The 20,478-nt window shown below is 65.6% G+C and carries 23 protein-coding genes; 12 read left to right on the top strand and 11 right to left on the bottom strand.

Going from position 1 to position 20,478, the window contains the following annotated elements; all coding sequences use genetic code 11:
* Positions 1 to 4 precede the first annotated feature (4 nt).
* On the bottom strand, positions 5 to 361 hold the full coding sequence (locus ACWHYV_RS14660; protein WP_447977240.1) for a hypothetical protein: 357 nt from the start codon (positions 359 to 361) through the stop codon (positions 5 to 7).
* 201 nt (positions 362 to 562) lie between these two features.
* Between ACWHYV_RS14660 and ACWHYV_RS14655 the strand changes: the two genes are divergently transcribed.
* Positions 563 to 2,053 (top strand): sensor histidine kinase, encoded by a 1,491-nt coding sequence (locus ACWHYV_RS14655; protein WP_447977239.1) that lies wholly within the window; start codon positions 563 to 565, stop codon positions 2,051 to 2,053.
* Positions 2,054 to 2,100: 47 nt separating this feature from the next.
* A complete protein-coding gene (gene ku / locus ACWHYV_RS14650; protein ID WP_447977238.1) occupies positions 2,101 to 2,946 on the top strand; it encodes a non-homologous end joining protein Ku in 846 nt (281 codons plus the stop codon).
* A 72-nt stretch (positions 2,947 to 3,018) separates the two neighbouring features.
* Here the strand turns inward: ku and ACWHYV_RS14645 are convergent, their stop codons facing one another.
* Both ACWHYV_RS14645 and ACWHYV_RS14640 read right to left on the bottom strand, forming a co-directional pair.
* Positions 3,019 to 3,516 (bottom strand): response regulator, encoded by a 498-nt coding sequence (locus ACWHYV_RS14645; RefSeq protein WP_447977237.1) that lies wholly within the window; start codon positions 3,514 to 3,516, stop codon positions 3,019 to 3,021.
* Positions 3,517 to 3,754: 238 nt separating this feature from the next.
* Positions 3,755 to 4,939 carry an IS256 family transposase gene (locus ACWHYV_RS14640; RefSeq protein WP_447977236.1) on the bottom strand — a complete coding sequence of 395 codons (1,185 nt, stop codon included), beginning with the start codon at positions 4,937 to 4,939 and terminating at the stop codon, positions 3,755 to 3,757.
* Positions 4,940 to 5,163: 224 nt separating this feature from the next.
* Here ACWHYV_RS14640 and ACWHYV_RS14635 point away from each other — a divergent pair, with 224 nt between their 5' ends.
* The 5 genes from ACWHYV_RS14635 to ACWHYV_RS14615 are packed head-to-tail and all read left to right on the top strand — an operon-like array spanning position 5,164 to position 9,548.
* Positions 5,164 to 5,784 carry a chemotaxis protein CheB gene (locus ACWHYV_RS14635; RefSeq protein ID WP_447977235.1) on the top strand — a complete coding sequence of 207 codons (621 nt, stop codon included), beginning with the start codon at positions 5,164 to 5,166 and terminating at the stop codon, positions 5,782 to 5,784.
* Positions 5,781 to 7,616: a CheR family methyltransferase gene (locus tag ACWHYV_RS14630; protein ID WP_447977234.1), complete on the top strand. Its 1,836-nt coding sequence runs from the start codon at positions 5,781 to 5,783 to the stop codon at positions 7,614 to 7,616. Before ACWHYV_RS14635 ends, ACWHYV_RS14630 begins: the two co-directional genes overlap by 4 nt.
* Before the next feature lie 23 nt (positions 7,617 to 7,639).
* A complete protein-coding gene (locus ACWHYV_RS14625) occupies positions 7,640 to 8,017 on the top strand; it encodes a hypothetical protein (protein ID WP_447977233.1) in 378 nt (125 codons plus the stop codon).
* A gap of 15 nt (positions 8,018 to 8,032) precedes the next feature.
* Positions 8,033 to 8,635, top strand: coding sequence for a chemotaxis protein CheB (locus tag ACWHYV_RS14620; RefSeq protein WP_447977232.1), 603 nt, complete (start codon positions 8,033 to 8,035; stop codon positions 8,633 to 8,635).
* A gap of 46 nt (positions 8,636 to 8,681) precedes the next feature.
* Complete coding sequence (locus ACWHYV_RS14615; protein WP_447977231.1) at positions 8,682 to 9,548, top strand: tetratricopeptide repeat protein; 867 nt, start codon at positions 8,682 to 8,684, stop codon at positions 9,546 to 9,548.
* A 40-nt stretch (positions 9,549 to 9,588) separates the two neighbouring features.
* On the opposite strand, the gene ACWHYV_RS14610 is transcribed toward ACWHYV_RS14615, so the two are convergent.
* The 3 genes from ACWHYV_RS14610 to ACWHYV_RS14600 form a co-directional block, all read right to left on the bottom strand.
* A complete protein-coding gene (locus ACWHYV_RS14610; protein ID WP_447977230.1) occupies positions 9,589 to 9,759 on the bottom strand; it encodes a DUF1328 domain-containing protein in 171 nt (56 codons plus the stop codon).
* Positions 9,760 to 9,783: 24 nt separating this feature from the next.
* On the bottom strand, positions 9,784 to 10,056 hold the full coding sequence (locus tag ACWHYV_RS14605; protein ID WP_447977229.1) for a PepSY domain-containing protein: 273 nt from the start codon (positions 10,054 to 10,056) through the stop codon (positions 9,784 to 9,786).
* A 218-nt stretch (positions 10,057 to 10,274) separates the two neighbouring features.
* Positions 10,275 to 10,496 carry a hypothetical protein gene (locus ACWHYV_RS14600; RefSeq protein ID WP_447977228.1) on the bottom strand — a complete coding sequence of 74 codons (222 nt, stop codon included), beginning with the start codon at positions 10,494 to 10,496 and terminating at the stop codon, positions 10,275 to 10,277.
* A gap of 306 nt (positions 10,497 to 10,802) precedes the next feature.
* Here ACWHYV_RS14600 and ACWHYV_RS14595 point away from each other — a divergent pair, with 306 nt between their 5' ends.
* The 5 genes from ACWHYV_RS14595 (at position 10,803) to ACWHYV_RS14575 (ending at position 15,770) form a co-directional block, all read left to right on the top strand.
* Positions 10,803 to 12,233 carry a PQQ-dependent sugar dehydrogenase gene (locus ACWHYV_RS14595; RefSeq protein ID WP_447977227.1) on the top strand — a complete coding sequence of 477 codons (1,431 nt, stop codon included), beginning with the start codon at positions 10,803 to 10,805 and terminating at the stop codon, positions 12,231 to 12,233.
* A 235-nt stretch (positions 12,234 to 12,468) separates the two neighbouring features.
* Positions 12,469 to 12,672 carry a c-type cytochrome gene (locus ACWHYV_RS14590; protein WP_447977226.1) on the top strand — a complete coding sequence of 68 codons (204 nt, stop codon included), beginning with the start codon at positions 12,469 to 12,471 and terminating at the stop codon, positions 12,670 to 12,672.
* 6 nt (positions 12,673 to 12,678) lie between these two features.
* A complete protein-coding gene (locus ACWHYV_RS14585; protein ID WP_447977225.1) occupies positions 12,679 to 13,389 on the top strand; it encodes an EboA domain-containing protein in 711 nt (236 codons plus the stop codon).
* 44 nt (positions 13,390 to 13,433) lie between these two features.
* Positions 13,434 to 14,297, top strand: a complete 864-nt coding sequence (locus tag ACWHYV_RS14580) for a TatD family hydrolase (protein WP_447980729.1) — start codon at positions 13,434 to 13,436, stop codon at positions 14,295 to 14,297.
* 93 nt (positions 14,298 to 14,390) lie between these two features.
* Complete coding sequence (locus tag ACWHYV_RS14575; RefSeq protein ID WP_447977224.1) at positions 14,391 to 15,770, top strand: alkaline phosphatase family protein; 1,380 nt, start codon at positions 14,391 to 14,393, stop codon at positions 15,768 to 15,770.
* An 8-nt stretch (positions 15,771 to 15,778) separates the two neighbouring features.
* On the opposite strand, the gene ACWHYV_RS14570 is transcribed toward ACWHYV_RS14575, so the two are convergent.
* Genes ACWHYV_RS14570 through ACWHYV_RS14550 form a run of 5 tightly spaced genes read right to left on the bottom strand, consistent with a single transcriptional unit; the run spans position 15,779 to position 20,444 of the window.
* On the bottom strand, positions 15,779 to 16,456 hold the full coding sequence (locus ACWHYV_RS14570; RefSeq protein ID WP_447977223.1) for a UbiA family prenyltransferase: 678 nt from the start codon (positions 16,454 to 16,456) through the stop codon (positions 15,779 to 15,781).
* Positions 16,457 to 16,511: 55 nt separating this feature from the next.
* Entirely contained in the window at positions 16,512 to 17,705 is a 1,194-nt protein-coding gene (gene eboE, locus ACWHYV_RS14565) for a metabolite traffic protein EboE (RefSeq protein WP_447977222.1), read from the bottom strand.
* A complete protein-coding gene (locus tag ACWHYV_RS14560) occupies positions 17,702 to 18,952 on the bottom strand; it encodes a 3-dehydroquinate synthase (protein ID WP_447977221.1) in 1,251 nt (416 codons plus the stop codon). Before ACWHYV_RS14560 ends, eboE begins: the two co-directional genes overlap by 4 nt.
* Positions 18,949 to 19,392, bottom strand: a complete 444-nt coding sequence (locus ACWHYV_RS14555; protein ID WP_447977220.1) for a response regulator — start codon at positions 19,390 to 19,392, stop codon at positions 18,949 to 18,951. The genes ACWHYV_RS14560 and ACWHYV_RS14555 overlap by 4 nt, the downstream gene beginning before the upstream one ends.
* Positions 19,389 to 20,444 carry an ATP-binding protein gene (locus ACWHYV_RS14550; protein WP_447977219.1) on the bottom strand — a complete coding sequence of 352 codons (1,056 nt, stop codon included), beginning with the start codon at positions 20,442 to 20,444 and terminating at the stop codon, positions 19,389 to 19,391. Before ACWHYV_RS14550 ends, ACWHYV_RS14555 begins: the two co-directional genes overlap by 4 nt.
* Between the last annotated feature and the right edge of the window lie 34 nt (positions 20,445 to 20,478).

Below are 20,478 nucleotides of genomic sequence, written 5' to 3'. Positions count from 1 at the left end.
GTCCTTACGCTGGTCGTAGCGTCGCCTTCCCTTCGCCCGTCGTCTCTCGCGCAAGACCCCGCTGCTGTCGGAACTCGAAACAGGCCGGGCACAGTTGGCAGCGGTCGCTCCGTGAGGTATAGACCACCTCGAGATCCTTGGCGCCGCAGTCGAAACACACCGGGAGCTTCCCGTGCGCCCAGAGCGGTGCCGACGCTCGGATGTCGTCCAGCTCGGTCTTGATCCTCACCGCGGAATGCCGGATGTGGAGGAGGAGATCCCGGACCTCGCGGGCGGCGTGGGGAAGCGCCTCGTCCAGTGCGGCCAGCTGCCGGTCGAAGACCTCGCGCGGAACCTGAAGGGTCGAAGATGTCGTTCTCATCGGCTCTCCTTGCGCAGTCGCGCGTATCATCGTGATATTCCCCGTCGGCTGCAATTGGACCTTCGTCGTATCCATGCGCCTCTTATCACGGCGTCCACGTGCAAGACGGAGAGGATGAACTGCGTAGGCGGAGCGCCTATAGTGAACCACCGAGGGGGCCCGTATACTGGCGCCCACCTGTGCAAGAGCGGAGGGCCGGCCGTGTGGCGCACGTTTTCCTTACGAAAGTTCCTCTTCAGCCTGCTCGGCCTCGGCCTGACCCTGCTGCTGCTGGTCGTCGTCGCCGCCTTCTGGACGATCATTCAGGAGCGGGCGAGTCGCGAGTGGATCGATCACACCCGCGACGTCCTCGAAGCGGCGGACGACATCTGGGTCCGCATTGCCGAGGCGGAGCGCCTCAGCCGGAGCTACCTTCTCACCGCCGATGAGGCCTATGTGCATCCGCTCGAGCACGCCGTCGCCTTGATCCCGGAGCAGGTCGCCCGACTGCGCACGCTCATGGCGGACCATGCGGACCAGCAGCTTCGTCTGGATGCGCTCGAATGGCTGCTCGCCAAGCGGCTGGGTGAAGTCCGAGACGATGTGACCGTCCGCCGACTGGGCCGAGCCCAAGAAGCGATCGGCATCGTGCAGAGTGATTTCGGGCGGTCGGTGCTCGAGGACATCCGCGGAGTGGTGGAGAGCATCAAGCAGGAGGAGCGGAGATTGCTCGCCCTCCGCAAGGAGCAGGAGCGGGAGTATTTCAACCACCTGTTGATGGCGCTGGTCGTCGGCTCGGGCGTGGCCTTCGTGCTCATCATCGGAGCCAGCCGTCAGATTGCGCGGTACGCCGCGGCGCAGCGCCGGTCGCAACAGGAGATCGGTCGGCTGCTCACCGAAGCCGAGCAGCGGGAACAGGATCTCCGGGCCAAGCAGGAACAGTTGATCCAAGCCGGGAAGCTGGCGTCGATCGGGCAGCTCGCCAGCGGGATCGCGCATGAGCTCAACAACCCGTTGAACAACATCGGTCTCTACATCGGCAACGTGCTCGACCGCCTCCCCGCCATGCCCACCGGCCAGCCGTTCCGCGATCAGTTGCGACGCGCGCAGCAGCAGGTGGAAAAGGCCGCGGCCATCATCGACCAACTCCGCGTGTTCAGCCGGCAAGCCAGCACCGGCCATACCGCCGTCTGCCTGCACGGCACGATCGAGCGGGCCCTGGCCCTGGTGCACGACCAGATGCGGGTGGCGGACATCGCGGTCGACCTGCATCTGGCGCCGTGCAGCCCGACGATCAAGGGCAACGGTCTCAAGCTCGAACAGGTCTTCATCAACCTATTGACGAACGCACGCGACGCCATGCAGACGAGCGCGATGAAGCGATTGACGGTCGCGACGAGCGTCCGGGACACGGCCGTGACGATCACCGTGCAGGACACCGGTTGCGGCATGTCGGCCGAGGTCCTCTCGAGGGTCTTCGACCCGTTCTTCACGACGAAAGAAGTCGGCAAGGGGACCGGATTGGGTCTCTCGATCGCGTACGGCATCGTTCAGGAGCATCAGGGCCGGATCACGGCGACGAGCGTCGTCGGGCAGGGGACCACCTTCACGATCCAGCTCCCGCTCCTGTCCGTCGAGACGCCGGACGCTCCGGTCTTCCCCGCCGAAGCGGCCCTCGACGGGGCGGTGTCGCATACCCCCACTCCTACGTAATGTCCAGTCCGATTGTGCTCGTGACCGGCGCCTCACTAGAGTGAAGCATGCCTCGCAAGCTCCAGTCGGCCGCGATCTCGTTCGGCCTCGTCACGATCCCGGTGAACCTCTACACCGCGGTCAGCGAGCACGACGTCCACTTCCACCAAATCCATGCGGTCTGCGGCAGCCGGATCAAGCAGCAACTGTATTGTCCGGTGTGCGAGCGGGTGGTCGAGCGCGACGAATTGGTGAAAGGCTATGAAGTGGCGAAGGGGGAATACGTCCGGGTGACGGCGGACGAGCTCGAGCAGCTCGAAGCGTCGGCGTCCCAGAGCATCGACATCGTGCAGTTCGTCCCGCTCACCTCCGTCGATCCCATCTATTTCGAGGACACCTATTACCTCGGCCCCGACAAACGAGGCGAGAAGCCGTACAAGCTGCTGACCCAGGCCATGGAGAAGAGCCAACGGGTCGCGGTCGCCAAGTACGTGATGCGGGGTAAAGAGAACCTCGTGCTGGTCCGCCCCGCCCGCGGCGGTCTCGTGCTGCATCGCATGTACTATGCCGACGAGGTGCGGGACTTCAACGAGATCGAAAGGGGGGCGGCCGCCACGACCGAACAGGAGTTGGACTTGGCCCTGCGCTTGATCGAGGAGCTGTCGGAGCCCGAGTTCCACCCGGAGCTGTTCCGCGACGAGTATCGGGAACGGGTGCTCGACATGATCAACGAGAAGGCCGAGGGGAAGCAGGTCACGATCCAGCCGGCGGAGCGGCGGGCGCCGGTCGTCGATTTGATGGAGGCGCTCCGGGCGAGCCTGGAGAAAGGCGAGAAGACACCGAAGAAGCCGGCTCCGCTGCCCGCACGCGGGGAACGCATCGGAGCCAAGCGGGCGCAGGCCGGCCGGAAATGATCCACCCCTCCCGTCACGGTCCCGCCTCTACCTGACCGGCCGCATCCCCTCCATCTCGAGCCGCCTGCCGCCTTACGTCCGGTGCCACTCGCTCCACGTCGCGTCGCGTTCCTGTTCCCTCAGCGCGTCGAGGGTCGCCTCCAGGTCCAGACGTTCGTCCCGCTTGTGTGCCGCGATCTCGCGTATGCGGCGGCTGAGGCGACCATACGTCAGGGCGTTTCGCACCGCGGTGACGAAGTAGGCGGGGTTCACCGGCTTGCGCATGAAGCCGAAGGCCCCTGAGCCGACGAGGACGGGAAGCAGGTTCGGGTGCGCGGTGATCAGGAGCACCGGGGTGTTTCGCGTGACGCTCTCGATCTCGCCGAGCACGCCACCCACCTCGTGCACCAGGAGGTCCACCTCGTACACCACCGCGTCGTAATCCCGGGCCTGCACGTAGCGCATCGCAATCTCCCCGGAGCCGGCCACGTCCACGTCGACCTTCGGGAGATGCTGCGAGAGGAGGCCATCGAGTTGTCGAAGACAGGCAGGGTCGGAGTCGACAAGAAGGATACGCCCTGATGGGTCCATGTGCGCCTCCAGGGAGAGGCATTGTCTTCGGGGTGAAGCGGCGGGGCGGTGCGTCGTTTCGCCGGAAAGGCAATGCGTGTGGGAATGTGAGCGGGAGTAAAGCACGATTGGACCGCGAGGGCAAGCGGAAAATCCAAGCCTCCGCCTTCTCTCACGCGGCTGTGGTCGGCGATCGGATCGACGGACCGCTCGCTCAGTCCCTCCTCGCGCACCCACCGCGTGCACGGCAACGGTGATGTCAAGCCGCTTGTGTAAATTCCTGAAGGGTGTGCTGACGCCACTGCAAATTAAACCGGTTGAAGATCGAGTAAATAATCCGCTCCACACTCTGGACATTGACAAAGCAGACCATCGGGCGCGTCCGCCGACGCACTTCCACGAAGCAGCGTTCGATGGCATTGGTGGTGCGCAGCTTGCGCCGCAGTCGCGGAGGACAACTGAAGAACGCCAACAACTCGGGCAGATCCGCCAGCACCCGCGCGACCACGGTCGGATACGCGGCCTGCCAGTGCCGAGCGAACGTGCGGGCGGCGGCCTCCGCCTCCCGCCGATTGGGGGCCTGATAGATCGCCTGCACGGCGGCCTTGACGGCCGCATGATCCCGGCGCCGGACACGCCCGAGTACGTTGCGCAGCTTATGCACCCAACACCGCTGATGCGGGACCCTGGGGTAGACGGTCTGCACGGCGGCCGCTAACCCCGGACAGCCATCCGTCACGACGAGTTGCAGGTGCCGGCCCTCCAGGCCGCGCCGGTAGAGATCCTGCAATAAGCCCTCCCACGCTGCTTGGCTCTCGCCCCGGCTCCGGGTAAACGCCAGCAACTGCCGGGTCCCATCGGCCCGGATGCCGTAGGCGACTAACAGCTGGACGCGCTTGCGGCCGCTGGGGCGTCGGACGCGCAGGCTCACCCCGTCCAGAAACAGATAGCGCCAGTCGTCGGTCAGGGGCGCCTGATGAAACTGGGCCACGGCGTGGTCCAACGCCCGACTGAGGCGCGAGACCGTTTGGGCACTGACCGGCTCCTCCGTGAGCAACGCGATGAGGCGCCCCGCGGGCCGCGTGCTGATCCCGCGTAAGAACGCTTCGCGGATGAGCAGGGTCACCTCCGGCGCACGCCGCTGCAGGCGCTGGAGCCCCCGCGGCAGGAACGCCTGTCGCCGCGTCCGGGCCACGCGGACGCGGAGCGTCCCGAACACCGTCACGACCTCTCGTTCATAGAAGCCGTTGCGATAATCCGGCCGGCTCGCGTCCCGCTCATACTCCCGCACCCCCAGATACCGATCCCGCGCCTCGACCGAGAGTCGCTCCAGGCTGCGTTGCCACACCTCCCGGGTGTGGCGATGCAGATCGCCCCAGAACTGCTCGCGGACGTCGCTCATGAAATGTTGAAACTGCTCGGTCCACGGTGCTAGCGTGCTCATGGGTGTAAGCCCTCCGTTGTTGGAGAATGGGTTTGCCTGGACAGCGACCCAGCTTACACCCTTCTTCTTTTACACACACAACGTTACATCACCCACGGCAACGCTCACCTTGTGCCGCCTGTCGGCATCGTATATCCTGGATCGCAGATCTGTCCGGGCAGTGCCCCGTATTCTTTCTTCCGACGACATCCTGCCTTGGTGTTTGAGGAGACACTGGAGTGACCATGGATCGAGCGCGTCGTACCGGGGAGCCCGCCCAACAACCGCTCCGGTACGGCATCATCGCGATGGCCTCGTCGGCCGGCGGCGTCAAAGCCCTGGTCCTTATCCTTCAGGCCTTACCGGGTGATCTCGGGCTCCCTGTCGTTCTCGTCCAGCACCTGGACCCGCACCACCCGAGCCTGATGGCGGGGATTTTGAGCCGGCGAACGCCCCTGAGCGTCAAAGAAGCGCAAGAAGGCGAGCAGTTGGAATCCAACAGGGTCTATGTCGCGCCTCCGGATCACCATCTCCTGGTAAATCCAGACCATACCCTGTCGCTTTCCCATGCCGAGTTGGTCAACTTCGTGCGGCCCTCGGCCGATCTCTTGTTTGAGTCGGTTGCCGCGAGCTACAAGGAAAGGGCGATCGCGGTGGTGCTGACGGGGAGCGGGTCCGACGGGGTAGGGGGCGTCGGTGCGATCAAAAAGATCGGGGGGGTCGTGATCGCCCAGGATCCGAAGGATTCGGAGTTTCTGGGGATGCCGGCGGCGGCCATCGCCACCGGCACGGTGGATCTGATCCTCCCGCTCCAGGAGATTCCCCGCACGTTGATACGACTGGTCCATCCGGCAGAGACGGCATGAAGAAGAGAGAGCAGGACGCGCCCGCGGACCTGGGGCAGTTCAAGGAGCTGCTTCAATACCTGAAGCGGAACCGCGGCTTCGACTTCAGCGGCTACAAACCGGCCAGCGTCTTGCGCCGAGTTCGGAAGCGGATGGACATGGTCGGGATCACCGGGTTCGATCACTATATCGATTACTTGGAGGTTCATCCGGAAGAGTTCGCGCTGCTGTTCAACCACATCCTGATCAACGTCACCTGTTTTTTCCGTGATCCGGCCGCATGGGACTTCCTCAACGAGTCGATTCTTCCGAACATCATTGCCGGGAAAACCGGAAATCAGCCGATTCGGGTGTGGAGCGCCGGCTGCGCCTCCGGACAGGAGCCGTTCACCGTCGCCATCTTGCTCCACAAGCAGCTTGGTTGCGAGGGATTCCAAGAGCGGGTCAAGATCTATGCCTCGGACGTCGACGACAATGCGCTGACCCAGGCCCGGCAGGGGACGTATCAGGAATCAGACGTGCAGATGGTTCCCCCCCATTTGCTCGAGGCCTACTTCGAATCGAGCAACGGCAAGTTTATCGTTCGCCCGGATCTCCGGCGCGCGGTCATCTTCGGGAGGCACGATCTCGTCAACGATGCACCGATTTCACGGCTCGACCTGCTCATCTGCCGCAACACGCTGATGTATTTCAACGCTGAAACGCAATCCCAGATCATCACTCGGTTTCATTTTGCCTTGAACAAGACCGGCTATCTGTTCCTGGGGAAAGCCGAGATGCTGCTGACCAATACGAATCTCTTCCATCCCGTGGATTTCAAGTGTCGGATTTTCCAGAAGGTCGGCACCACGGTGCTGAGAAACCCTCTGAACCTCAGCCACCACTCTGTAGAAGAGGAGGCGACTCCGCAGTCTTCTCTGCGCTTGGCCGATCTGGCCTTCGACACGGGACTGTACGCGCATCTCGTGGTCGACCTCGATGGCAACCTGGCAATGGTCAACGAGCGGGCACGGATTCAGTTCGGGTTGGGGCCGAATGACCTGGACCGGCCGTTCCGCGACTTGGAGATGTCCTATCGTCCGGTGGAGTTGCGTGGACCGATCGAGCAGGTGTGCAACCAACGCCAGCCGGTCCGGCTTCCTCGTGTCGAGCTGACCCACCGGGAAGGGCCGTCCCAGTACTTCGATGTGGACGTGACGCCGCTTGTCGCCGAAGGCGGCAGGATGGTGGGTGTGAATGTTTTCTTTCACGAGATCACACAGACCGTCCAGTTGGAGTCGGACCTGCATCGCTCCCAGCAGGAGCTCGAGACGGCCTATGAGGAGCTGCAATCGACGACCGAGGAGCTGGAGACGACGAACGAGGAGCTCCAGTCCACCAACGAGGAGCTGGAAACGATGAACTCCGAGCTTCAAGCCACGAACGAGGAGCTGCAGACGGTCAATACCGAGCTTCAGGAGCGGACCGAGCAACTACAGCAGGCGAATCTGTTCCAAAAGGCGATCCTCGCAAGCCTCGGATCCGGCGTGGCGGTTCTCGACGAGCACCTCACCGTGCGGGTCTGGAACCCGCATGCCGAGGAGTTGTGGGGGTTGCGCGCGGATGAAGTGACCGGCAAGCCCTTCATGCAGCTCGACATCGGTCTTCCCGTCGGGCAGTTGATGGAGCCGATTCGTCAGGTGACGAACGCCTCGTCGGCGCGTCACCACCGCGTGGAACTGGCGGCCATCAACCGGCGCGGGCGGGCCTTTACGTGCCGAGTCACCTGCTCCTCGTTACGTGAGACTACGGGACAGAACCACGGCGTCATCATCTTCATGGAGGACCCGGGCGCGTCCGAGGGACCCGCCTAGGTCGCGATCCGGACACGTCCATCATGCATGATCTGCCCCCACATGCCGAGCCCACGCTCATCGCGTGCCCCAGTTGCGCCGGGGTGTTGATGCTCGTCGCCGAGGGAGACGGCCCGCATGTGCATTTCCTCTGCACCACCGGCCATGCGTTCGCCCTGCAGTTCCTTCTCGAAGCGAAGGAGGAAGAATTGGAACGAAGCCTCTGGTCGGCGGCGTCGCAGCTCCAGCACGTCGACATGGTGTTGGACACGCTCATCAGGCAGGTCGATCAGGGCCTCCTTCCCCTCGGGAAGGAAAGCTTGCGGGCGCGGCAACAGCAAGTGCGCGACCAAATCGAGCAGATCCAAAGACTCATCGAGGACACGGGCTCTCCCGGCTTGGAGGAGGAGCGGCCGTCTTAGCTTCGCGCCCGAACCATGATCAACGAAGCGGGTATTCCAAGAGACGTGCTGGTCCTCGGGGCCTCGGCAGGGGGAGTGGAGGCCCTCGGCCGGATCTTTTCCGCCCTACCGCCCGATCTCAATGCCGTCATCGGCGTGGTCCTCCATCGCAGCCCCGTCTACAATGTGAAGCTGGCGCTCGTGCTCGGCCGCCACTCCAAGTTGTCCGTGGTGGAACCGGAACCGGGGGAGCCGATCAGGCCCGGCGTCATCTACCTCGCGCCGCGCGACCATCACTTGACGTTCAACGGAACGAGCATCGAGCTGAGCCGCGGTCCCAAGGAAAATTTTACCCGTCCCGCGATCGATCCCCTGTTCAGCTCCGCGGCCAAAGCCTTCGGTCAGCGTGTGGTGGGGGTGCTCCTGACGGGAGGCGGCGCCGACGGCGTGCGGGGACTGGTGGCGATCAAGGAGTCGGGCGGCCTCTCGATCACCCAGGATCCCGAAGAGGCGTTCATCCCGAGTATGCCGATCAACGCGCTACGACAGGACGACGTGGATCTCGTGGTCCGGCTCTCGGCCATTCCCGATATCCTGGTCCGGCTCTCTCGTGGAGAGGCGATTCAGCGACGAGCATGATGTCGCCGACAGAACAACGCCGGTTGTTCAATGGAGCCTTGAATCCATGTCCGATGGCTATACCACCGCGGACGTCCTCCGCATCCTGCAGATCTCGGAAAAGACGTTTGAGACCTGCCTTCGCGCCGCCTTGTTCCCGAGCACGAAAACGCACCGGCCGCGCCGGTTCTCCTTTCAAGACCTGCTGCTCTTGAAAACCGCCAAGGGGCTCTGCGAGGCCGGGATCCCGGTCGCACGGATCCGCCGCGTGCTCGACTCGCTCAAGCGCCAACTGCCTCCCGACGAACAGCTCTCCCGCATACGGATTTACGCGGACGGCCGGCGCGTGGTCGTCTGGGACGCCTCCGGCCGATGGCAGCCCGATTCGGGACAGTTCGTGCTGAATTTCGAAGCTCGGCAGGTCGTGGAGCCCAGGAGGCTCTCCACGAGACCACGCCGGAGTCAGCGTCAGGCGACGGCCGAGGAGTGGCTCGAACGGGGGCTCGCGTTGGAGTCGGAGGCGCCCGAAGAGGCGCGGCGCGCGTACGAAGAAGCGCTGGCCTTGGACCCGGCCTCGAGCGCGGCGCACCTCAACCTCGGACGACTGTTCCACGAGGCCGGGGATCTCGCCCGGGCCGAGCTCTGTTACCGCCGCGCCGTCGCGTATGCGCCGGATGAAGCGATCGGGGTGTTCAACCTGGCCGTGCTGATGGAGGACCGAGGCGATCTTCCCAATGCCATCGCGACCTATGAGGACCTGGTCGATCGCTGGCCGGATTTCGCCGACGCGCATCACAACCTGGCGCGCCTGTACGAGGCGACCGGGCAACGGGCCGCGGCGATCCGTCATTACAGCACCGCACGCCGGCTGTCGGGGAACGGACTCTCGAGGAACAAGAAGCGGGGCCGGAAGGGGCGCGAGCCTCATCCCTGACGGGAGGGCCCGGCCTGGCCGGGCCCTCCCGGTGGACGGGCTATGCCGGAGGTGGGACGCGACGTCCGCTGATCAGATGGACGACCAGCAGGATCAGCCCGACGACGAACAGGATCCACGCGATGTTCGTCGCCATCGAGGCGACGCCCGAGAGCCCGAGCACGCCTGCGATCACCGCCAGGACCAGAAAAATCAACGCGTAGCTCAACATAGTGTCCTTTCCGGATTTCGCCGGTTACCGGTCGGTCTTGATGATGCGGCCGGTCTGCGCGTCAATCCACACCGTCCTGGTGTTGTTGGTAGTGTCGACCATCTCCACTTCGTACACGGTCCGATCGCCTTCCTGCTCGAGATGCGTCTCCTTCGCCTTGCCACCCGGCACGGACGCCTCCGCCGTTCTGACGGCTTCGGACATCGAAATGCGCGCCGACTTCGCCAGGTTTTCCTGATTGGCACAGGCGGTCAGAGCGCAAAGCGCCACCGCGAACGGAATAGCCAGATACCGCATAGCAACCTCCTGGTTCAGAGTGACTCAGTCGCCCTCTCCTGAACCAAGCAAGCCGTAGACCAATCGCACCGAGCGAAAGTGGAGCGCTGAGGGCGGGGGAAAACAGCGGCGACTTCAGGGGGTTCCCTCAGGGGGTGAGCACTCATCCAAAGCCGGCCAGGAATCCGACCAGGCCAAGCTGTCCGCTCCCGGACAGGTCTTCCGCGCCAACGGCCGACTCATTTCAACACTTCCCGCATCGGTTCCTTACCGACGTTGAACGGGCCGCTCCAGCACGGGGAGACGGCGACGGGTTGCGAGGTGACGTGGGTGGCCTGCACGGACCACGCCCGCACCGCCTCACACCCGGCCGCGGAATCAAAGGGGCCGACGATCGTCGGCTGGCTGCCCGCGCCGGGCGCCCACAAGAGAAACCACCACGCCAGAATCATTGTCCCCATGACCGGTCGTGTTCCTCCCTATTGCGCACCATACAGGAGTGAAGAACAAATCCAATCGGAGGCGGGGAGTCGAGTAGTCCGTAAATGTCCTACGGCAATTCCCCGGACGGTGTCGGCGAGGCACCGACACCGAGCAAGCGCTCGCACCGCTGGCGAACCACATCGGCGAATGGCAAGTAAGGCTCGGTTGCCTTCTCCACCATCATCGATCGGGAACCGATGACCCACGCACAGCCCTTTCGGACATGGGTGTTTGGTTTTGTACTCTTACTCCTGAGCGCCGCGGTTACGAGCGGGTGCTTCGAGATGAGCAGCCCCTCCGGCGGCAGCCAGGCCGTCTTCTCGGGCGTCCGGACGGTCCATCCCGAGGACATTGCGCTCCTGCCCGGGTATCGCATCGAAGCCATTGCGACCGGCCTCACGTTCCCGACCGGCGTGACCTTCGATGAAGAGGGACGCGTGTATGTGACCGAGTCCGGGTACTCGTACGGCGAGGTGTGGACGACGCCGAAGCTGATCCGGATCGAGCCGAACGGAGACACGACCACGGTGGCCGCGGGACAGAACAACGGCCCGTGGACGGGCGTGAGCTATCACAAGGGCGCCTTCTATGTGGCCGAAGGCGGGATGCTACAGGGCGGACGGATCCTCCGGATCACGCCCGACGGGCGGATCACCGCGCTCGTCGACGGCCTGCCTTCGATGGGAGACCATCACACCAACGGCGCAGTGATCGGACCGGACGGGGCCCTCTACTTCGGGGTCGGGACGATGACCAACTCGGGGGTCGTCGGCGAGGACAATGCGCGGTTCGGCTGGCTCGGCCGATTTCCCGACAGGCACGACATCCCGTGCGAGAACGTCACGCTCGCCGGCGAAAATTTCACGAGCGAGAATCCGCTCACGCCCGAGGCCGGCGACCGTGCCGAGACCGGCGCCTTTTCCTCGTTCGGCCGCAAGTCCACGCCCGGGCAGGTGGTGCCGGGCCGGCGGCCCTGCCATGGCGCGGTGTTTCGAGTTTCCCCCGAGGGCGGACCGCCGGAGCTGATCGCGTGGGGCTTTCGAAACCCGTTCGGCCTGGCCTTCTCACCCTCCGGGCGACTGTTCGTCACCGACAACAGCTATGATGATCGCGGCAGTCGTGCGATCCACGGAGCGGGTGATCTGCTCTGGGCGGTCGAGGCGGGTCGCTGGTATGGATGGCCGGACTTTCATGGCACGCAGCCGCTCTCCCTGGGCGACCATTACGTCCCGCCCGGGAAACCCGTCCCGCGGCCGCTATTGGCCACGCACCCGGGGGTGCCGCCCGAGCCGGTGGCGATCCTGGGGGTGCATGCGTCCGCGGACGGCTTCGACTTCTCGCGCAACCCGGCATTCGGCTATGTCGGGCAGGCGTTCATCGCCCTGTTCGGGGATCAATCGCCGACGTCGGGGAAGGTCATGGGACCCGTCGGGTTCAAAGTCGTGCGCGTGGAGGTCGACAGTGGGGTGGTCCACGATTTTGCGGTGAACAAGGGGACCCTCAATGGTCCGGCTTCGCTGATCGGCGGCGGCGGGCTCGAACGTCCGGTCGCGGCGCGGTTCGACCCGAGTGGGAGCGCGCTCTACGTCGTCGACTTCGGGGTCATGACGGTCGGGCAGGGCGGGAAGGTGCGGATGCCTTGGGCGTCACCGGGCCCCTCAGCGGAGCCGAGAAAGGGCACCGGCGTACTGTGGAGAATTACGAAGAGAGGTTAAGGTTAAGGTTGAGGTTAAGGGGGAACAGGAAAAAGGCGGGATTGAAATGAAGCCGAACTCAACATCGACCTTCCTCCAACGCCTTCTGAGGTCGCTCTTCGTCTTCACCTTAACCTCAACCTTAACTTTAACCTTCTTCTCCCTCCCCGGCTGTGGCTCGGCTCGGCGGAGCGAACCGGTCGTCGGCCCGCTGCGGCTCACGTCCGCCGACGCCATCCATGGCGAGAAGGTTTTCATGGCGAAGTGCCATCAGTGCCATCCGGGCGGCGAGGCGGGCTTGGGGCCGGCGATCAACAACAAGCCGCTGCCGGATTTCCTGGTGCGGCTGCAGGTCCGCAAGGGGTTCGGCGCAATGCCCGGGTTTACCACGGAGCAGCTCACGGACGAGGAGCTGGCCCACGTGCTCGTCTATCTCCATGAGCTTGCGGATCACGGCTGAGCGACGATGACGGCATTGGGAGCGATCGACCAGCGCCTGGTCCTCGGTGTGTTGACGGCGATGCTCCGCAAGCGCGTGCCTCGAGACGCGCTCCCCATGATTCCCTCGGCCGAGGACCTGGAGACGTTGACCGGCGCGTTCACCCGAGCGGCCCGCTGGTTCGGCCGTGCGCGGTTGGGGCTGCTGCCAGGCGAGCGTGAGGCGCTCCGATCCGAAGGGATCGGCTGGCCCGTCGTCGAGAAGGTCGATGAGTTGGGACGGGTGGTGATCGTGCTCTCCGCCGGGCTCTCGATGCCCGTCCCGGCCTTCGAGTCGTGGCTGGCCGAATGCTATCGACGCGGGGATACGCGGGAGCGACGCGCGGTCTTGCGCGCGCTCCCGCTCCTGCCGGATCGGCGGCGGTTCGTGCCGCTCGCGGTGGAGGCCTGCCGCAGCCACGTCCAGCCGCTGTTCGAGGCGATTGCATGCGAGAACCCGTTCGCCGCCGAGGAATTCCCCGAGCGGGCCTTCAACCAGCTCGTGCTCAAGGTCTTGTTCACCGGTGTCCGCCTCGGCCGCATCATCGGGCTCGACGGCCGGCTGACTGACGACTTGCAATGGATGGTCCGGGACTTCATCAGCGAACGACGGGCAGCCGGGCGTCCGGTGCCCGAGGACGCGATGGCCATCATACGGGCCGGAGGCCCCTGCGCGTCCCGGGGTGAGGCGGCCGGCTGAACGGGACGAGGTCCGCCGTGAAACTGTTCGACCCTCATATCCACATGACGTCGCGGACCACCGCCGATTACGAGGCGATGCGGCGCGCGGGGATCGTCGCCGTCCTAGAGCCCTCGTTCTGGTTGGGACAGCCCCGGACCCACGTCGGCACGTTCGAGGACTACTTCCAATCGCTGCTCGGCTGGGAGCGCTTCCGAGCCAGTCAATTCGGCATCCATCATTTCTGCGCGCTGGCCTTGAACCCCAAGGAAGCGAACAATCCCAAGGTCGCCCGCGGGGTGATGGAGCTGCTCCCCCATTACCTCGACAAGGACGGAGTGGTGGCGATCGGGGAGATCGGATTCGACGAGCTGACCGCCGATGAAGAAACGTACTTCATCGAGCAACTCCGGTTGGCGGAGCAATTCGACCTGCCGGTCCTCGTCCACACGCCCCACCGGGACAAGAAACGAGGGACGGTGAGGAGCCTCGCAATCATCCGCGAGCTGGGCTTCCCCGAGGAGCGCGTCTTGATCGATCACAATACGGAAGAGACGTTGCCGTTGGTGCTGAAGACGGACTGCTGGGCCGGCCATTCGATCTACCCGCACACGAAAATGGACGAGGTCCGGATGGTCGCCTTGGTCCGGCGGTATGGCGCGCACCGGGTCCTGATCAACAGCGCAGCCGACTGGGGGGTGAGCGATCCGCTCAAGGTCCCGCATACGGTCGCGGCCATGCGGGCGCACGGCATCCCCGACGAGGAGATCGAGACGATCGTCTGGAAGAACCCCGCCGCCTTCTTCGGCCAGACCGGCCGGCTCGAGCTCGACGAGGACGACGAGGGCCCGGAGATCGATCAAACGCAGCTCTGGGAAGGCAACTCCGTGCTGCGCGGGCAAGCGCCGATCGTCCCGGCTGAATCATAGCGCCTGTCAACTCATTACACGGGCTGTAAGAAGACCTCGCTCCGGCATCAAGATGAACCTTCACCGGCGACCTTCGGCCTCCTCGGATGACCGATGCATCGCACGGTCGTGCTGAACGTCGTCGGTCTCACGCCCGGACTGCTCGGCGAGCACACGCCGTACCTGTCCCGCCTCGCCGCGCGTTCGGGAGTCCGCCCGCTTCAGCCCGTGCTGCCCGCCGTGACCTGCTCCGTCCAGGCGACGTTCCTCACCGGCCTCTTGCCGCGGGACCATGGCGGCGTCGGGAACGGCTGGTACTTTCGGGACCTCGCCGAAATCTGGTTCTGGCGCCAGTCGAACCGACTGATCGCCGGCGAAAAGGTCTGGGAGGCGGCGCGCCGGCGGGATCCCACCTTCACCTGCGCCAAGCTGTTCTGGTGGTTCAACATGTACAGCTCGGCCGATTACACGATGACCCCGCGGCCCATCTACCCCGCGGACGGTCGAAAGATCCCGGATATCTACACGCAGCCGGGCGACCTTCGAGATGAGGTCACGGCCCGATTGGGGCCGTTCCCGCTGTTTCATTTCTGGGGGCCGGCGGCCGATATTCGATCCAGCCGCTGGATCGCCGCGGCGGCCCGTCACGTCTATGACACGCGACGCCCCACGTTGACGCTCGTCTATCTGCCGCATCTCGATTACAACCTCCAGCGCCTCGGGCCGCACCATCCCGCCCTGCACGAGGACCTGCGGGCCGTTGACGCGGTCTGCGGCGAGCTGATCGATCACGTCGAGCGCGACGGGGCGCGGGTGCTGGTCCTGTCCGAATATGGGATGACCGCGGTGCGCGGCGCCGTCCACCTGAATCGTCTCTTCCGAACGGCCGGGTGGCTCCGGGTGCGGGATGAGCTGGGCACCGACAAGTTGGACCCCGGAGCCTCCGAGGTCTTTGCCGTCGCCGACCACCAGGTCGCCCACGTGTACGTCCAACGGGCCGAGCTGCTGCGAGAGGTGCGCGATCTGTTGTCTCACGAGGAGGGGATCGCGCAGGTGCTGGACGAGGACGGGAAGCGGGCCCACGGGCTCGATCATCCGCGCGCGGGAAACTTGGTGGCGGTGGCCGGGGAGGACCGTTGGTTTACCTATTATTATTGGATGGACGACGACAGGGCCCCCGATTTCGCACGCACCGTCGACATCCATCGCAAGCCCGGGTACGACCCGGTGGAGTTGTTCCTCGATCCCGCTCTGCGCTTCCCCCGGCTCATGATCGGCTGGACGCTCCTCAAGAAGCAGATGGGGCTCCGGTCCCTCATGCGCGTCGTCCCGCTGGATGCGTCGCTCGTGAAAGGCTCCCACGGCCGGGTGCAGCCCGACCACAAGAGCGGCCCGCTGGTCCTGTCGACCGAGCCCGCTTGCGTCCCGGAGCGGCCGGTTGTCGCCACCGAGGTCAAGGACCTGATCCTGCGCCACGTGTTCGACGACGGGTGAAGGACCGATCACGTTCCCTGCACCCAGCGCTGGAGCACCATGGTCGCCGGAAAGGCGAGCGCGGCCACGCACGCGGCGGCGGGGTACCCCGAGCCGGCCAGCAGCCCGGCATCGATCAACGCCATCCCGGCGATCAGCCCCGCGATGCCACGCGAGCCGCAGAGGGACCACTTGGCCGCGGCGCTGAGCGCCGCGACATAGACGAAGAGGAGCAGGGAGCCGGCCGCCACGGCCGGGGCGACGTGGTTCGTCAGCGCCAGGGCCGTGACCAGATAGACGAGCATGCGGCAGAGCCCCATGAGCACGGGGCTCAGCGCGTCGTGATGATGAAAGGCGTCGTACGCGACGATCAAGGACGCCAAGAGCAGGATCGCTCCGACGGTTTTCACCTGGCCGCCGGAGGCGGCCGCGAGCAGCAGCGCCCCGAGCGCCAGCCCGAGGAAGCCGAGGCCGAAGGCGTCCCGGGCCCGGACGAGGCCGGCGGGAATCGGACGGTCCGGCCGCCGTCGGGCGTCGACGTCGCGATCGAACGCGTCGTTCAGCACCATCCCGGCACTGTAGAAGAGCGTCATGCCGATGAGGACCAAGACGAGCGACCCGACGGACCAGTCGGGGCCGCTCAGCCATGCGGCCGCCACCACGTTGCTCCAGACCGTGGGCACGTTCGAGAGGCGGGTGAGCGCCACGAAGGCATGGAGCCGAGCCGGGCGGCCCGGCGGGCGGGCAGGGGCGGGGGAGGGGCTATGTCAGGCGAGCCAAGACCCATTGGAGTTCCTGGGCCAGCAAGCTGACGACGTCGCCGTGACGATAGGAATCCGGGACGATGCTCCACGTATAGGTTTCGAGCTCGAGATGCCGCGTGATCGACCGGCCGCGTAAGAGGGTCAGGAGATCGGCCAGAAACGATTGCGTCGTCTGGAACGGCCCGAAGCGCTCCCGGGACACCGGGACGTGGTAGTGGATGCGCCAGTCGGCCTGTGCCGGTCGCGCCCCCTCGAGCGCGTCCCCCAGGTCACGAAACCGATACACGGTCCCATTCGCCCGCCCGACCACCTGGTGAAGATAGATCGACCCCGCCAGTGTCCGCAAGGCCTCCCGCTGCTCCTCGGTCTGCGGCGGCCAGGCGAGGGTCAGCCCTGCGCTGAGCTGAATCTTGCAGATCCGGATGCCTGCCGCCTGGAGCGCGGCGACCGCCGCGTCCGCGGATTCGAACTCGACCGCCAGGTGACAGGCGTCGAAGCAGACCCCGAGGTGGGTGCGGAGGAACGCCTCCGCGGCCGCCCGGGACAGGCCCGTCAGGCTGCTCAACCGAGCCACGCTGCCGGAGGCGTAGAGCATGCGCTCGAAGCAGGCGATCGTGTCGCCGATCGTTTCCAGAGAACAGCACGGCTCGGGCTCGAGGGCCAGGCTCACGTCTCGGCCGACCCGCTCCTTGATCTGGACCAAGGTGGCGACGTGGCGTATCAGCAGGTCCCGGCATCGAGCGAGGTCCTCCGGCGAGAGGCCGGCTGTGCCGGCTAGCGGGAGCGTGCTGATCGTCCCTTCCCGGTCGTCGGGCAGCAGCCCGGCCAGGATCCAGGCCAACGCATCGGTATAGGCAAGCCGCGTCTCGTCACGCCAGTCCGGGTGGTAGACCCGCTCTTTGACCGGGCCGCCGTGAAAGGTCCCGAACGCAAACCCGTTGAGCGTGTGGACGTAGAGCCCGTGATCGAGGAGCAGCGCTCGGCATGCCTCCAGTGCATCGGGGTTGCCGAGGGCGGCCGCCGCCTCGGCGGCAAGGCGAAGGCCGACCCCAAACGGGCGCCCGGGAGCAACGAGCCGTTTGACGGCGGGGACCTCATGCCTCAGGGCCTCCGCGACCTCGGCCCACGTCTCGCCCGGATGGATGTTCGTACAATAGGTAAGATCCGGCCGGCCCGGGGACTCCACCCTCATGGCACACTCGTCAATTCGAGCCGGCGTATCGCCTCGGTCATGACGCGCTCGTCGATGGCGGGAGCTTCGAAGGCTTGGCCGATGCCGGACAAGAGCGTGATCGAGAGCTCGCCGCCCAGGTGCTCCCGGAACTCACCCAGGCCATCGAGCAGGGCGGGCCGGCCGTCTTTCCCGATGACCGCCAGCGCGTCGCTCCATAGCGAGAAGCCCAGGTCGTGGAAGAGCCCGAGGACCTGCTCGCCCACGCGGCTGTCCAGCCGGCCGATGTCGACCGAATACAGCGTGTCGAGGGCGATCCCGATGGCGACGGCCTCGCCGTGGCGGAGGCTATAGCCGCTCAGCGTCTCCAGCTTGTGGGCCGCCCAATGGCCGAAGTCCAGCGGACGCGCGGACCCGGTTTCGAACGGATCGCCCGAGGTCCCAATATGGTCGAGATGGAGCCGCGCCGCCTGCGCGACGAGGTCGCGCACCGCGCCGTGCTCCCCGGCCCGGAGGGCGGCGCGATGGTCCACGAGCCACCGGAAGAAGCCCGCGTCTCGAATCAGCGCGACCTTGACGGCCTCCGCCATGCCGGCGCGGCGGTCCCGCGGCTCGAGGGTGTGAAGAAAACGGTCGTCGTTCAGGACGGCAAACGGCGGGGCAAAGGCGCCCAGGCAATTTTTCTTGCCGAACGCGTTGCGGCCGTTCTTCACGCTCAAGCCGGCATCGTTCTGGGCCAGCACGGTCGTCGGCATCCGCACGATCCGCAGCCCCCGGTGCATCACGGCGGCGGCGTACCCTACGAGGTCCAGGACGGCCCCGCCGCCGATGATCGTGACGAAGGACTGGCGATCGAGACCGAGCCCGTCGAAGGCGGCCGTCAGCTGATCGAACCATCGGGGGTCGTTCTTGATCGCCTCGCCGCCGGGGACGGCGATCGGGTCCCCGGCGAGCGCCAGGTGGTCGGCATGGACGGCGGCATAACGGGCGAGATCGCCGGGAAGCGCGGGCCAGGCGGACAGGACACCGGCATCGATGACGACGGCCACCCGATGGCGGCGGGCCGGTTCCTTTCGCGAGAGCGCCGCGAGGAAAGCCGGGTTGTCCGGTTCAAAGACCCCGCTCGTGAAGTAGACGGGGTACTCGAACGGAACGGTCAGGTGTTGGAGCCACGCCGGGTCCGGCATGGAGCCCGCCGGAACGGCGCCGTCGGGCGGCGTCCGGGAGGCGCGCTCGGGCCGGTCCGGGTTGCGGAGGGCCGCGGTCATTCGGTGCACGGCTGGTTCAACTGGAGCCAGTACTTCGCAATCGTCTGCGCCGCGTCCTTGAACTCGTCGAAGTTGACGGGCTTGACGATGTAGCTGCTGATCCCCAGTTGGTAGCACTGGAAGATGTCGCGCGCCTCCCGTGAAGAGCTGAGGATCACCACCGGGATCCTGCGCGCGGTCTCATCCGACCGAATTTGCCGCAGGACGTAGTGTCCGTCCACGAGCGGCAGCTTGAGGTCGAGCAGGATCAGCTTCGGGTTGTGCTCGGCGGTGCGCCCGGCGTAGGCCCCCGTCGAGTGGAGGAAGTCCAAGGCCTCCACCCCGTTCCGGATCACGTGGATGCGCTTGGCAAGCGTGTGTTTTTGAAAGGCGTGGAGCGTCAGCTCCACGTCGTGAGGGTTGTCCTCGATGAGCAGGATGTCGATCGGTCCCAGCGTCATCGCTCTTCCTTTCCAATCGTGAAGAAGAAGGTGGTCCCCTTGTCGAGATCCGACTCGACCCAGATGCGTCCCGCGTGCCGCTGGATGATCCGCTGGACGATCGCGAGCCCGACGCCGGTGCCTTCGTATTCCTCCGGGGCATGGAGCCGTTGGAACACCCCGAAGACTTTTTCGGCGTACTTCATGTCGAACCCGACGCCGTTGTCCTTGACAGAGTAGACGCAGCCGTTGTCCGATACCTGGGCCCCGACCTCGATCCGCGCCTGCTCCCGCCGGCGGGTGAACTTGTGCGCGTTCTGTAGCAGGTTCATGAACACCTGCTTGAGCAGGCGGGGGTCGGCCTCGCAGGGGGGCAGCTCACCGACCACGATCTCGATCTCACGCCCCGTGCGCTCGGGCCTCAGTTCGTCCAGCACCTGCCGCACGACCTCGGCGGGAAAGACCGGCTGCCGGTGGAGGGGCTGGCGCCCCAGGCGGGAGAAGGCCAACAGGTCTTCCACCAAGTGATCCATCTGCTGCGTGCTCTCGCGGATGTGCTCGAGATAGCGCCGCGCCTTGCCGTCCAGGTGCGCCGCGTAGTCGTCCAGCAGGATTCGGGAGTACCCGTCGATCGCGCGGAGCGGCCACCGGAGGTCGTGCGAGACCGAATAGGAAAAGGCCTCCAGCTCCTGGTTGGCGGCTTCGAGCTGCTCCGAACGGGTGCGCAGGCGGCTTTCCGCGCGATAGCGCGCCTCGCTCAAGCTGCTCATGAGCACGGCGACGAACGTAAAGACGAGCAGTTGGAGCCCTTGCTCCCAAGGCGGCACGTCGAGGGTATAGCGCGGATCGAGGAAGAAATAGATGATGCCGAACCCGGTGAGCAGGGCCGACAGCAGCCCCGGCCCGAGCCCGCCATACCAGGCAGTCAGGACGACCCCGACGACGCCGACCTGGAACATGCCGTAGCCGGCGATCCGGTCCATGGCAAACATGACCGACAGGGCCACCGCCGAGACGCCGGCGGCGAAGGCATAGCGCTGAGCGGGGGTGTGGAGAACCAGATGTGTCTTCATCGGCAAGACGCGCCGTTGCCCGCAGGGAACAGCG

It is taken from the genome of Candidatus Nitrospira bockiana, from assembly GCF_965152565.1.
The sequence above is the reverse complement of the archived record's forward strand: the minus strand, read 5'-3'. Positions and strand labels throughout refer to the sequence as shown.

Bases quoted from the DNA above. Each gene is read 5' to 3' on its own strand.
- ACWHYV_RS14635 (WP_447977235.1), top strand. From the start codon at position 5,164: ATGGATCGAGCGCGTCGTACCGGGGAGCCCGCCCAACAACCGCTCCGG.
- ACWHYV_RS14660 (WP_447977240.1), bottom strand. From the start codon at position 361: ATGAGAACGACATCTTCGACCCTTCAGGTTCCGCGCGAGGTCTTCGAC.
- ACWHYV_RS14645 (WP_447977237.1), bottom strand. From the start codon at position 3,516: ATGGACCCATCAGGGCGTATCCTTCTTGTCGACTCCGACCCTGCCTGT.
- ACWHYV_RS14555 (WP_447977220.1), bottom strand. From the start codon at position 19,392: ATGACGCTGGGACCGATCGACATCCTGCTCATCGAGGACAACCCTCAC.
- ACWHYV_RS14625 (WP_447977233.1), top strand. From the start codon at position 7,640: ATGCATGATCTGCCCCCACATGCCGAGCCCACGCTCATCGCGTGCCCC.
- ACWHYV_RS14615 (WP_447977231.1), top strand. From the start codon at position 8,682: ATGTCCGATGGCTATACCACCGCGGACGTCCTCCGCATCCTGCAGATC.
- ACWHYV_RS14590 (WP_447977226.1), top strand. From the start codon at position 12,469: ATGGCGAAGTGCCATCAGTGCCATCCGGGCGGCGAGGCGGGCTTGGGG.
- ACWHYV_RS14560 (WP_447977221.1), bottom strand. From the start codon at position 18,952: ATGACCGCGGCCCTCCGCAACCCGGACCGGCCCGAGCGCGCCTCCCGG.
- eboE (WP_447977222.1), bottom strand. From the start codon at position 17,705: ATGAGGGTGGAGTCCCCGGGCCGGCCGGATCTTACCTATTGTACGAAC.
- ACWHYV_RS14610 (WP_447977230.1), bottom strand. From the start codon at position 9,759: ATGTTGAGCTACGCGTTGATTTTTCTGGTCCTGGCGGTGATCGCAGGC.
- ACWHYV_RS14640 (WP_447977236.1), bottom strand. From the start codon at position 4,939: ATGAGCACGCTAGCACCGTGGACCGAGCAGTTTCAACATTTCATGAGC.
- ACWHYV_RS14575 (WP_447977224.1), top strand. From the start codon at position 14,391: ATGCATCGCACGGTCGTGCTGAACGTCGTCGGTCTCACGCCCGGACTG.
- ACWHYV_RS14620 (WP_447977232.1), top strand. From the start codon at position 8,033: ATGATCAACGAAGCGGGTATTCCAAGAGACGTGCTGGTCCTCGGGGCC.
- ACWHYV_RS14605 (WP_447977229.1), bottom strand. From the start codon at position 10,056: ATGCGGTATCTGGCTATTCCGTTCGCGGTGGCGCTTTGCGCTCTGACC.
- ACWHYV_RS14595 (WP_447977227.1), top strand. From the start codon at position 10,803: ATGAGCAGCCCCTCCGGCGGCAGCCAGGCCGTCTTCTCGGGCGTCCGG.
- ACWHYV_RS14600 (WP_447977228.1), bottom strand. From the start codon at position 10,496: ATGGGGACAATGATTCTGGCGTGGTGGTTTCTCTTGTGGGCGCCCGGC.
- ACWHYV_RS14550 (WP_447977219.1), bottom strand. From the start codon at position 20,444: ATGAAGACACATCTGGTTCTCCACACCCCCGCTCAGCGCTATGCCTTC.
- ACWHYV_RS14585 (WP_447977225.1), top strand. From the start codon at position 12,679: ATGACGGCATTGGGAGCGATCGACCAGCGCCTGGTCCTCGGTGTGTTG.
- ku (WP_447977238.1), top strand. From the start codon at position 2,101: ATGCCTCGCAAGCTCCAGTCGGCCGCGATCTCGTTCGGCCTCGTCACG.
- ACWHYV_RS14630 (WP_447977234.1), top strand. From the start codon at position 5,781: ATGAAGAAGAGAGAGCAGGACGCGCCCGCGGACCTGGGGCAGTTCAAG.
- ACWHYV_RS14580 (WP_447980729.1), top strand. From the start codon at position 13,434: ATGACGTCGCGGACCACCGCCGATTACGAGGCGATGCGGCGCGCGGGG.